Annotated in this window: 11 protein-coding genes; 4 read left to right on the top strand and 7 right to left on the bottom strand. The window is 63.8% G+C overall.

Annotation, left to right across the window (positions count from 1 at the left end; translation table 11 throughout):
* Window positions 1–95 precede the first annotated feature (95 nt).
* The 3 genes from JL811_RS04955 to fzlA all read left to right on the top strand — a co-directional run bounded on the left by JL811_RS04955 (window position 96) and on the right by fzlA (window position 2,549).
* Window positions 96–1,013 carry a Hint domain-containing protein gene (locus tag JL811_RS04955; RefSeq protein WP_202687384.1) on the top strand — a complete coding sequence of 306 codons (918 nt, stop codon included), beginning with the start codon at window positions 96–98 and terminating at the stop codon, window positions 1,011–1,013.
* A gap of 99 nt (window positions 1,014–1,112) precedes the next feature.
* Window positions 1,113–1,829 (top strand): monofunctional biosynthetic peptidoglycan transglycosylase, encoded by a 717-nt coding sequence (gene mtgA, locus JL811_RS04950; RefSeq protein ID WP_202687382.1) that lies wholly within the window; start codon window positions 1,113–1,115, stop codon window positions 1,827–1,829.
* Window positions 1,830–1,883: 54 nt separating this feature from the next.
* Window positions 1,884–2,549 carry an FtsZ-binding protein FzlA gene (gene fzlA / locus JL811_RS04945; protein WP_202687380.1) on the top strand — a complete coding sequence of 222 codons (666 nt, stop codon included), beginning with the start codon at window positions 1,884–1,886 and terminating at the stop codon, window positions 2,547–2,549.
* Window positions 2,550–2,608: 59 nt separating this feature from the next.
* Here fzlA and JL811_RS04940 read toward each other — a convergent pair whose 3' ends face one another.
* A complete protein-coding gene (locus JL811_RS04940; RefSeq protein WP_202687378.1) occupies window positions 2,609–3,400 on the bottom strand; it encodes an abortive infection family protein in 792 nt (263 codons plus the stop codon).
* A 175-nt stretch (window positions 3,401–3,575) separates the two neighbouring features.
* On the opposite strand from JL811_RS04940, the gene JL811_RS04935 reads away from it, so the two are divergent.
* On the top strand, window positions 3,576–4,496 hold the full coding sequence (locus tag JL811_RS04935) for a LysR family transcriptional regulator (RefSeq protein WP_237684816.1): 921 nt from the start codon (window positions 3,576–3,578) through the stop codon (window positions 4,494–4,496).
* Window positions 4,497–4,678: 182 nt separating this feature from the next.
* On the opposite strand, the gene JL811_RS04930 is transcribed toward JL811_RS04935, so the two are convergent.
* From JL811_RS04930 to JL811_RS04905, 6 genes are read right to left on the bottom strand one after another with little or no spacing between them, the layout of a single operon-like run.
* Window positions 4,679–5,272, bottom strand: coding sequence for a DUF3726 domain-containing protein (locus JL811_RS04930; RefSeq protein ID WP_202687374.1), 594 nt, complete (start codon window positions 5,270–5,272; stop codon window positions 4,679–4,681).
* On the bottom strand, window positions 5,269–6,945 hold the full coding sequence (locus tag JL811_RS04925; protein WP_420496763.1) for a hypothetical protein: 1,677 nt from the start codon (window positions 6,943–6,945) through the stop codon (window positions 5,269–5,271). Before JL811_RS04925 ends, JL811_RS04930 begins: the two co-directional genes overlap by 4 nt.
* Window positions 6,942–7,949, bottom strand: coding sequence for a membrane dipeptidase (locus tag JL811_RS04920; protein WP_202687372.1), 1,008 nt, complete (start codon window positions 7,947–7,949; stop codon window positions 6,942–6,944). The genes JL811_RS04925 and JL811_RS04920 overlap by 4 nt, the downstream gene beginning before the upstream one ends.
* Window positions 7,946–9,397, bottom strand: a complete 1,452-nt coding sequence (locus JL811_RS04915; RefSeq protein ID WP_202687370.1) for an aldehyde dehydrogenase family protein — start codon at window positions 9,395–9,397, stop codon at window positions 7,946–7,948. Before JL811_RS04915 ends, JL811_RS04920 begins: the two co-directional genes overlap by 4 nt.
* 45 nt (window positions 9,398–9,442) lie before the next feature.
* Window positions 9,443–10,462 (bottom strand): quaternary amine ABC transporter ATP-binding protein, encoded by a 1,020-nt coding sequence (locus JL811_RS04910; protein WP_202687368.1) that lies wholly within the window; start codon window positions 10,460–10,462, stop codon window positions 9,443–9,445.
* Window positions 10,462–11,337: an ABC transporter permease gene (locus JL811_RS04905; RefSeq protein WP_202687366.1), complete on the bottom strand. Its 876-nt coding sequence runs from the start codon at window positions 11,335–11,337 to the stop codon at window positions 10,462–10,464. Before JL811_RS04905 ends, JL811_RS04910 begins: the two co-directional genes overlap by 1 nt.
* Between the last annotated feature and the right edge of the window lie 21 nt (window positions 11,338–11,358).

Below are 11,358 nucleotides of genomic sequence, written 5' to 3'. Positions count from 1 at the left end.
GGCCAAAGTTCCGTAATCATACAATCGGCACAGGCCTTGCCTAAAAAAGACTTAATCGACCGCGATACGGAAACAATGATTTCGCGGGGGCGGCGATGCCGACGAATTACAGTTTTACCTTCTATGTGGTCGATCCGGGCAATCCGCCCGGTTCGAACACGCAACTGAACCCGATGACTCTGAATGTCGTTGACCAGAACGATGACGGATTTCTGCGCGGCACCGGGGGTGACCGGATTGCCGGTTACACCATCACCGATGTCTGGGTCGGCGACACGATCACCGTGCGCAATACATCGGGCGGGCCGACCTATACGATTACCGGCGTGACCTATTACATCGCGGGCGGTCCGGCGCTGTTCATGGCGACCGATGGCACAAACCTGCAATCAGTGCGCTTCCGGTCCTCGACCTTCGTCAATGAATCGACCGAATATCAGGTCGGGGCGGTGCCCTGTTTCACCGCCGGAACGCGGATCGAAAGCGCCTCGGGTCCGGTGGCGGTCGAAGATCTGCAAGCCGGTGACCTGATCGTGACGCGCGACAACGGCCTGCAACCGCTGCGCTGGCTTGGCTGCACGACGGTGCCCGCGCAGGGCGAACATGCCCCGATCCGCTTTGCCCCCGGCGTGCTGGGAAACCGGCGGGCGCTGCTGGTTTCGCCCAATCACCGCATGCTGGTCGAGGGCTGGCGGGCCGAACTTTTCTTTGGAGAGGCCGAGGTGCTGGTCGCCGCGAAGCATTTGCTGAACGGCGATACGATCCGCCGGGTGGAACGGACCCGGATCACCTATCTGCATCTGCTGTTCGACCGGCATGAAATCGTCTTTGCCGAGGGGGCCGCGTCCGAAAGTCTGCATCCGGGTGAGATCATCCTGCAGGGCGACAGTGCAACCGCGCGGGAAATTCTGGCGCTTTTCCCCGAACTGGCAAGCCGGGACGGGCTGACCGATCGGCGCACGGCGCGGGTGATCCCCACCGCGCGTGAGGCCCAGATCCTGTGCGCGGCCTGACCGGCACCCCTGCCGGAACCCGGGCGGCACCCCGCCAGCCGCCCCGCCACCCAACGCCGCCACCCTTGCCCCGCCCCCGCCTTCATGGCTAAAGGGGATATGGCGAAACGCGCGGCGAGAAAGACCAAGACCCCTGCGAAAGGCGGCCTCTGGCCCCGCTGGCGGCGGCTGCTGCTGCGGGGTCTGGCCGGGCTGGCTCTGGCGGTTCTGGCGCTGGTGCTGCTGTTCGCGGTCGTGAACCCGCCGACCAATATCTACATGATGCAGGAAAGCCGCCGGTTGGGCGGTGTCACGCAGGACTGGGTAGACTGGGATGACATCGCCCCGGTCATGGCGCGGTCGGTCGTGGCGGCGGAGGATGCGAATTTCTGCCTGCATTGGGGGTTCGACATGGGCGCGATCCGGCAGGCGATTGACGCGGGCGGCAATCGCGGGGCCTCGACGCTCAGCCAGCAGGTGGTCAAGAACGTGTTTCTGTGGCATGGACGAAACTATACCCGCAAGGCCGCCGAGGCGCTGCTGACCCCGGTGGTCGAAACCGTCTGGAGCAAGCGGCGCATTCTTGAGGTCTATCTCAATGTCGCGGAATTCGGCGAGGGGATCTTCGGGATCAAGGCGGCGGCGGCCCGGCATTTTCAGGTCGAGCCTTCGGACCTGACCCCGGTGCAGGCCGCGCGTCTGGCCGCGATCCTGCCCGATCCCAAGGGCCGCGACCCTGCAAGACCCGGCGATTTCCTGCGCAGGCGATCCGCCTCGATTGTCGACGGGGCGGAAACGATCCGCGCAGACGGGCGCGCCGCCTGTTTCGAGGATTGAACTGCGCCACCCCGCGCGGCTATGTAGAACCATCAGAGACGAAGGGCCAAAGGCATGAACCGCCTCTATCATTTTCCACTCTCACCCTTCTGCCGCAAGGTGCGCCTGACGCTGGCGGAAAAGAAGCTTGAGGTGGAACTGGTCGAGGAACGCTATTGGGAGCCTTCGGCCGATTTCCTGCGCCGCAACCCGGCGGGCAAGGTGCCGGTGCTGAAAACCGATGGCCGCGTGATGGCCGAAAGTCAGGCGATCTGCGAATGGCTTGAGGAAACCGTGCCCCAGCCCCCCCTGATGCCCCGCGATGCCGAAGGCCGGTTCGAGGTGCGCCGCATCTGTGCCTGGTTCGATGACAAGTTCCATGAGGAAGTGACGTCGAAACTGCTGTATGAACGGGTCAACAAGAAGATCATGGGGCAGGGCTATCCCGACAGCCGCGCGGTGAAATTCGGCGCCTCACGCATCAAGTATCATCTTGATTACATGGCATGGCTGCTGGATCAGCGCCGCTGGCTGGCGGGCGATGCGATGACTTTGGCCGATTTCACCGCCGCCGCACATCTGTCCTGTCTGGATTACATCTCGGATGTGGACTGGAACCGCAGCGCCAATGTGAAGGACTGGTATGCGAAGATCAAATCGCGCCCCTCCTTCCGCCCGCTGCTGGCCGATCAGGTGCCGGGTTTTCCGGCCGCGGCGCATTATACGGATCTGGATTTCTGAGGGGGGATGTTTGAAGCCTGTCAGTAGGCTATTTCCTAGTAATTTGAGGGGCAGTCAATTCAGTTATTTTTAATGACAACGTTCTCATTTCTCGCTTTCCAAGTTTCAATCAGGAACAATGCCATCGAGCCCGCGAGGTTAACTGTCAACGCTGCGTGACGCGGCTTAAATGGCACGCGCAAACGTCCACCAGCATGTGCATCACCGCCCTTGTTGCGCAGGGATCCTATGGTCTGAACTACGCTCTGGCAGTTTCCCAGAATTGTTTTGAACACGTCTTCTTGGTGCTGGTTTGGTGCAAGGTTCATGACTCTTGATGCTTCAGCATATAGCTTTGGCATATTCCATTTCCTGTCCCATTCGCCACCGCTATCCTCAATGATATGTTTGCAAACTTCCTCGATAAGGGTGCTTGCTGCTGTCACAGCGCCATCCGGATCGCTTGATCGCCTTTCCAAAGCCTTGGCCCAGTACGCTTGTATCGCTGGGGCATCATACCCGGTGAGACCTTCTGTAATCGTGTTGTCGGCGGCTCCCGCTCCAGCTTCGAGGTAGGCCAAGAGCGGTTCAAATGAATCGTTTACATGCCCGCGACGCACGGCCCACGATCCGGGGCCGCTGGCTACGCTCATCAATGCAGATTTAACAGAACTGGCATCGTTCGAGTGTCGAACAAAAGTAGGAAGTAAGCGCTTGCATGTTAATTCGTTCATCAACCTCTCGCGAGCTAGTTTATAACCCGCTTCTGACCCACCTTCAGTGGTGAGGCCAATAATTGTGTTCTTAAGATAGATGACGCATTCGAAAAGATCATCGGGAATTTCATGTGGCTTCTCGGCTTCGTAAGACATTCAATTCTCCAATGTGGTTTCGTGAGATATTTGACCAACACAATTCTACCGAACAATTTTCAGAAAGCCAGAACGCGATGTATCGTCAAAATAAGGCTCCCTCTCCCCTCCCTCCCGATTGACACCCGCCCCGTCCCGGTCATTCTGGGCCTCCCTCACCCCCCGGATGCCCGCCATGGTTCTGCGTCTTCCCCCTCTGCCCTGGCTGCGCGCCTTTGAGGCCTCTGCCCGGCATCTCAGTTTCACCCTTGCCGCGCAGGAGCTGAACCTGACGCAATCGGCGGTGTCCAAACAGGTCAAGCTGCTGGAGGGGCAGCTGGGGGAGGCGCTGTTTGAACGCCGCGCGCGCAGTCTGTTGCTGACCAAGGCCGGGGCCTCCTATCTGCCGAAAGTGCAGGACGGGTTCGAACGTCTGGCCGATGGCACGCTTGAGGTCTTTGGCAACCGCCGCGCCGAGATCCTGACGCTGCGGGCGCCCATCGGCTTTGCCGTCAACTGGCTGGCCCCCCGGATGCCGGGCTTTCTGGACCGCTCGAAGGTTCCCGTCCGGCTGGTCACCTCGGTCTGGAGCGGGGATTCCGAGGCTGAACGCGTGGATCTGGATATCCGCTATGGTCACGGGCAATGGACGGGCTGCCGGGCGGATCGTCTGTGCTGGGACCGCATGACGCCGCTTTGCGCGCCATCCGTGGCGGCTCGGCTGGCCCATCCCGATGATCTGGCGGCGGAACGTCTGCTGCATGTGCTGGGGTTTCAGGAGGGCTGGCCGACATGGCTGGCCGCTGCCGGGGCGGCGCGGGTCGATTCCGGGGCGGGGCTGCATTTCGACACCTCGCTGATGGCGCTTGAGGTGGCGGCGGCAGGCGGTGGCGTCACGCTGGGGCGCAGTTCGATGGCCGCCCCCCTTGTGGTGGCGGGGCGGCTGGCGCAGCCCTTCCCGCTGGAACTGGCCGCGCGTGAGGCGTTTCACCTGATTTCATGGCCCGACCGGATTGAGCATCCGCATCTGCCGCAGTTCCGCGACTGGCTGCTGGCCGAGGCCGAGACCGCGCGCCGCCTTGACCCCGGCTTTGCCGCGCTGCCCGGCGGGGCCTAGCTGCGACGCACCGACGAAGGATGGCCCGGCCAGGACCCGCTGTGAGCGCTGGACGCGGTGGAGCGACAAAAGTATCGTCGCGCCTATGATGGATGGGCTGGCTGCCGGGGCCGCCGTTCCGAAGACGGCAAGGATCGACGCGACCAACCGCACTGATCGAATGGATCGCATGACAGCGCGGGTCAGTCGTTGTCGCTGCCCGATGAACCTGCATCATGGCGGGAGGTCTCCGAACGCGGAACCGTCGTGCGCAGCGCCAGATCTTCCAGGCATTCGATAACCGAACGCGATACCACGGGTCGCCGGGCCAAGCCCGGTCGGGGTTCCGCGTTGACAGTTGCGGACAGGCGCCAGCCCGTCGGTCGCGGGTGCCATCCCTGTCCGAACACGACCTCACCCGCAGCGGAAACGCGCGCGACCAGACCCTGCGCCGAGATGATCGACAGCTCAGGGCCGCCCCCGGCGATCCGATGCAGGAAGGGCAAGAGATAGCCGGGTGCCGCAAGGCCGTCCGGCAGTGCGCGATGTGCAGTTGCAGGGTCGTCCATGCAGGCATCGGCCAGCGAAACGCCGATTTCAACCGGGCTGATCGCCCCCGCCATCCGGTCGGCCAGCCAGAGCGTCGCCCAGTCGGCGGCGGGCATTCCGCGCCGGGCCAGCCATTCGGCGGCCCAGCCTGCCTCTTCCGCCAAGCCCCAGCTGAGCCCTGCGCCGCGTGCAGCCTTGGTGATCAGGCCGCGCAGTTCCGAATGCGCAAGTGTCACGGTTTCTGTCATGCGCAGATCTCATCAGGATAGGGCATGTCCTGAAACAGGCTGATCCGCACCCACCGGTCGGACCGGGGGTCAAAGCGGGTTGCGCCAAAAAAGGCAAGCTTGCAGCGCAGGATGTCGATGGGCAGCATGCCCTCGTCCAGCAGGTTGTCGCGGATCTCGGCATAGGGCAGGCCCTGCAGCATCTGAATGCGCCGCACCGTATGGCGGTGTTCAGGATGGGCCAGCAGAAAGGACGCCAGCCGTTCCGCATCCGCGCGATCCGCCAGCGCCTCCTGCAGGGTGGCAACCGCCCGGGCGATGCCAAGCGGTTTTTCCCGCTCCTGTCCGGCCTCGGCATGACGATTCCCGAGGCGCGGTTCCAGCTTCTCCTCGGAGACATACCAGAAACGCGCCGTCTGCGCCTGATCGGCGAAATCGAACCGGCGGGTCCAGCCATAATCTGCGGCCAGTAATCTGCGCAGCTGTCCGACTGTCATTGCCCCGTCGATGGCAAAGCAGGGCGGTTCATCGGTATCGAGCCGGTCGGCCAGATCATCGACTAGGGCGCCATGCGGTTCCAGCATCAGCGCCAGCAGACATTCCTGCCCTTCCTCGGACAAAAGCGCCGCGCCCCATGACCACAACGCATCCCAGGGCCGGGGCGCCCCGATGCGCCAACCGGACCCGACATGATCGGCCAGACGCGCAAGGTCGGCGCGCAGCAGGGCCAGCTTTGCCAGTTGGGCCGGATGCGTGCTGTGCCACAGATCGGCATTCTGCCGGGCTGCGGTCAGGGCGCTGTCGAAGGCGGCCAGTTCTGCCGGTCCGGCATCCGGCAGTGCCCGGACCCGCGCCAGCGCCGTTTCGCGTGCGGTCATCCAGGCATTCAGCAGCGCCGGATGCCGCACGAGGAAAGGCGCCATGCCAAGGCCGGTGGAATTGCCAACCCCCAGCCGGCGCCGCAGATCCCGGTCAAGCCGGACAGCATCGGGGCCGCCGCAGACCTGTGCGCGGACCTGTGCAAGATGTTCGGCAATATCCACAGTAAAGGCGCGGATCAGCCAGACCGACAGCATTTCGGCCTGAAACGGGGCTTTCATCTCTGGCCGGTCGCTGATCTCCTCGCGGTCGGCTGCACCGAACTTGCCCGAGCCATAAACGGCGGTCGTCCGCATCAGATAGCCCACCGCGTCAATCTCGGCGGCATCGGGCTGCAGGCCCCGGGACAGCCGGTCCACCACATGCGCGAACAGCCGGACCGAGCGATTGGCACGGCTGAGGCAAAGCTCTTTCCCGCTGATCCGCCCGGCCTCTTGCAGCGGCACATTGGCGGCCAGACGGTCAAGGTCATCCGGCCCGGCCTCGCCATCGACAAGCGCAAAGGTCGCGTCCCAGGCGGTGGCGATCACCCGGTCAGAGCGCATCTCATCCGGCAGATGATGCGCGAAGGCGACAAGGCTGTAGGTTCTTTCCGGTCCCCGCGCGCGATAGACCGCGCGGCCGATGCCATGACCATCCACCTGCCAGACCGGGCGGTCAAAATGCCACCCCTCACGCGCGATACGGCGCAAGAGCACGCGCAGGAAGGAAAGCCGCATCGGATGGGCCGATCCCATGCGCGACAGGCGCATCACCAGATCGGGGCCGCGCAAGTCCGGCGCATCGGTCCGCTGGTCGGGATCCATCCTGTTCATTCTGCTGCCCGCTCCACCTCGTCCAGCCCGGCCGTCCCGAAAGATGTTGCAAAAAAGCGCGCCCAGTTCCCGCCCATGATCGCCGTCACCTCCTCGCCCGAAAAGCCGACGGCCTGCAATCCGCCGCGAAGATTGCCCAGATCGCGATTGTCCCGAAACCAGCCCGGCATGTCCGGAAAACCTGGCGCCTCCCTGCTGCCTTCGCCAAAATCGACCGATTTGGTCCAGCGTCCCGTGCGCATCCATTCAACCACGCTGTCAGGCTGGTCCTGACAAAGATCGGTGCCGATCCCGAGGAAATCTGTCCCGTGCCGTTCCGCAGTCCGGGCGATCATGCCACAGAAATCGGCCATCTCACAGGCACTGCCGCCCCTGAGATGATGCGGATAAAGCGAGAATCCCAGCATCCCGCCGGTTTCCGCAAGGGCGCCGATCACCGCATCCGACTTGTTGCGACGCGCCGGATGCCAGGCCGCCGGATTTGCATGGGTTACCGCAATCGGGCGGGTTGAATGTTCCAGCGCCGCAAGCGTCGAGCGTTCGCTGGAATGGCTCATGTCCACGACCATGCCCACCCGGTTCATTTCTGTCACCACTTCCCGGCCCATGCGGGTCAGGCCGGTGTCCTCGGCCTCATAGCAGCCCGTGGCAAGAAGCGACTGGTTGTTGTAACTCAGCTGCATGAAGCGCAGGCCCAGCCGGTGCAGCACCTGAACCAGACCGATATCATCCTCGATGCAGCTGGGGTTCTGCGCGCCGAAGAAAACCGCGGTGCGGCCCGTTGCGCGGGCTAGGGCCAGATCCTCGGCGGCAAAGCCCTGAAAGATCAGGTCGGGCCAGCGTTCGAACCAGCGGTTCCAGCATTCGATCCGGGCGACGGTTTCGCGAAAATTCTCGTGATAGACCAGCGTGACATGGACCGCGTCCACCCCGCCCGACCGCAACTGGCGAAAGATACCCTCGGACCAGTTGGAATATTGCAGCCCGTCGATCAGGTAGCTCATTCCGGTTGCCCCGCCGCCATGTAGGATGTCTTGACGGTGGTGAAGAACTCGGCCGCATAGCGCCCCTGCTCGCGCGGGCCAAAGGAGGACATGCCACGGCCACCAAAGGGCACATGGTAATCGGTGCCTGCTGTCGGCAGGTTCACCATGACGCAGCCCGCGCGCATATTGGCCCGGAAATGCGCGGCCCGGGCCAGGCTTCGGGTCATGATGCCGCCTGTCAGGCCAAAGGGGGAGTCATTGGCAATGGACAGCGCCTCGGCATAGCTGTCGGCAGGGATGATGCAGGTGATCGGCGCAAACATTTCCTCACGGTTCAGGGCCATGTCATTGCGCGTCCGGGCAAAGATGGCGGGGGCCATGAAATGCCCCTCTGTCGGCCGTTCCAGCCGACCCCCCCCTGTCAGAAGCTCGGCCCCCTCGGCCCGGCCGCGCGCAATCCAGTCGAGATTGCCGCGCAATTGCCCTTCGCTGACCACTGGACCGATCTGCGTGCCTTCGGCAAAGGCATGGCCGACCTTCAGCGCCTCGGCCGCCTTGACCAGACCTTCGGTGAAGGCGTCCAGCACTTTCGCATGAACGATCAGACGCGATGCGGCGGTGCATTTCTGCCCTGTTCCGCCAAAGGCCGCATTGGCGGCATGGGCGATGGCCAGGTCGAGATCGCAATCATCCATGATCAGCATGGGATTCTTCGAACCCATTTCCATCTGCAATCTGGCACGGTTGTCCAGAACACGCGCGGCGATGCCCTTTCCGACCTCGACTGATCCGGTGAAGCTGACCGCATCGACATCCGCATGGCCGACCAGATGGTCCCCCACATCGCGGCCCGGGCCCATGACCAGATTGAACGTCCCGGCGGGCATGTCCGCACGCGCGATGATTTCGGCCAGCGCCACGGCCGAGGCGGGGGTCAGGTTGGCGGGTTTCCACACCACGGCATTGCCATAGGCCAGCGCGGGGGCAATCTTCCATGCAGGGGTCGCCACCGGAAAGTTCCATGGTGTGACCAGCGCCACGACCCCCGCCGGTTCACGGCGCACCTCGATCTCGACGCCCGGTCGCACGCTTTCGGCCTGATCGCCCTGCAGGCGCAGCGCCTCTGCCGCGAACCAGGTGAAGAACTGGCCCGCGCGGTAGACCTCGCCCTTGCCTTCGGCCAGCGGCTTGCCCTCCTCACGCGACAGCAGCGCGCCGATCTCTGCCGCACGGGCCATCAGTTCGGTGCCGATGGACATCAGCACGTCGTGACGCTTCTGGATGCCCGCTGCCCCCCATTTCGGCTGTGCGGCGCGGGCGGCGGCAAGCGCCTCATCCACATCTGCCGCCGTGCCCTGGGCAAACTGGCCGATCACATCCGCCAGATCGGACGGGTTGCGGTTCTCTGCGACCGCTGCCCCGTCACGCCACGTTCCGGCGATGAAGTTCCGCGTTTCTAGTTTCATGTTCTTCGTCCCATTCTGGCAGTGGTCAGGCCATTCTGGCAGCGGTCAGGACCGTGCCAAGGCTTCCATCAGTTTCCGAGGTGTCAATGCGCCCGTGATCCGCCCGTCCGACCCGCGAACGGCGACGCAATCCGCCCCGTCTGCAAAGACGGCAAAGGCCGCTTCGAGCGTTGCCTCGGCGGCAATCTCGGGGGTGCCGGGCAGGGGGATCATCGTGGCATCGGCAAGGGCGCCGCATTGCAGGATACGCGCCCGGTTCACATCGCGGACAAAGCGCGCGACATAGTCATCCGCAGGGGCCCGCAGGATATCGGCCCCGGTGCCGACCTGCCGCAGCGTGCCGTCCTTCAGGATGGCGATATGATCGCCCAGCAGCAGGGCCTCATCCAGATCATGGGTGATGAAGACAATGGTCTTGCCCAGCCGCCCCTGCAGATCCTTCAGCTGCATCTGCATGTCATTCCGGATCAGCGGGTCGAGGGCGGAAAACGCCTCGTCCATCAGCAGGACTTCGGCATCGGTCGCCAGGGCCCGGGCCAGGCCGACGCGCTGCTGCATCCCGCCCGAAAGCTGCGCGGGATAGCTCGCTTCAAATCCCGAAAGTCCGACCAGCGCGATCTGCGCCTCGGCCCGCGCGCGTACGGCGGCCTTGGCCATCCCGTCCAGAAGGGGGCCATACATGACATTCTCGATCACGGTCCGATGCGGCAGCAAGGCAAAGCGCTGGAACACCATGGCCATCTTGCGCCGCCGGAAGGTGCGCAGGCGGGCCTCGTCATAGCCCAGGATATCCTCGCCATCAAAGAGGATGCGCCCGCCCGTCGGTTCGATCAGACGGTTGAAATGCCGGATCAGCGTGCTTTTGCCCGACCCTGACAGACCCATGATGACAAAGGTCTCGCCGGTGCGGATTTCAAGATTGATATCGTGCAGGCCCAGCACATGGTCGGTTTCCTCCAGCAGACGGGTCTTGTCCATCCCGGCCTCGACCCTGGCCAGTGCGGCCTTCGGATCACTGCCAAAGACCTTGGAGACAGAGTCGACGCGGATCTTGACGGCCTGCATCACATGCCCTCCCGATGCAGGTTGGCCTGCACGCGGCGGCCATAGGATTGCGCCATGCGGTCGAAGATGATGGCCAACAGCACGATTCCCAGCCCCGCGATCAGGCCGCGGCTGACCTCAAGCCGCTGGATGCCCTGCAAGACCTGATAGCCAAGCCCGCCTGCCCCGATCATCGAGGCGATGACAACCATCGACAGGGCCATCATCGTGGTCTGGTTGATGCCTGCCATGATCGTGGGCATCGCCAGCGGCACCTGCACGGTCCACAATTGTTGCCGGGGCGATGCCCCGAAGGCGCGGCTGGCCTCGACGATCTCGGGATCGACCTGCCGGATGCCCAGATCGGTCAGGCGGATCACCGGCGGTATGGCAAAGACGATCGTGGCCAGAAGCGCCGGGATCTTGCCGGGGCCGAACAGCATGACAAAGGGGATTAGGTAAACGAAGATCGGCATGGTCTGCATGATGTCCAGCACCGGCAGCATTCCGCGCCGCAACCTGTCGGATCGTGCCATGGCAATGCCCACGGGCATGCCGATCAGCACCGACAGCACGGTCGCGGCCAGCATCAGCGCCACCGTCGCCATGGCCGCGTCCCAGATGCCCAGAAGGCCCAGAAGCACCAGCAGAACGGCCACGGCAGCCACCGGTTGCCAGCGCCGCGCGGCGGCCCAGGTGATGAGGCAGAAGGCCAGCACAACCATCCACCAGGGCAGGTATTGCAGCCCCCGCTCCAGTCCGGTGATGAAACGCAGAACCGGCATGAAGGTCAGTTCCAGCGTCTCGCCCCATTGCGCGACAATGCCGTTGAAGGCCTGATCGAGCGCGCGGCCGAAGGCGCGGGTGTCCCAGATTTCGGGAAAGCCAGAGGTCATGGCAGGGTGTCCCCAAGGTTG

It is taken from the genome of Szabonella alba, assembly GCF_016765775.1.
GTDB classification, from domain to species: domain Bacteria; phylum Pseudomonadota; class Alphaproteobacteria; order Rhodobacterales; family Rhodobacteraceae; genus Szabonella; species Szabonella alba.
Note: the sequence above shows the minus strand (reverse complement) of the source record. Positions and strands in the feature narration are given on the sequence as shown.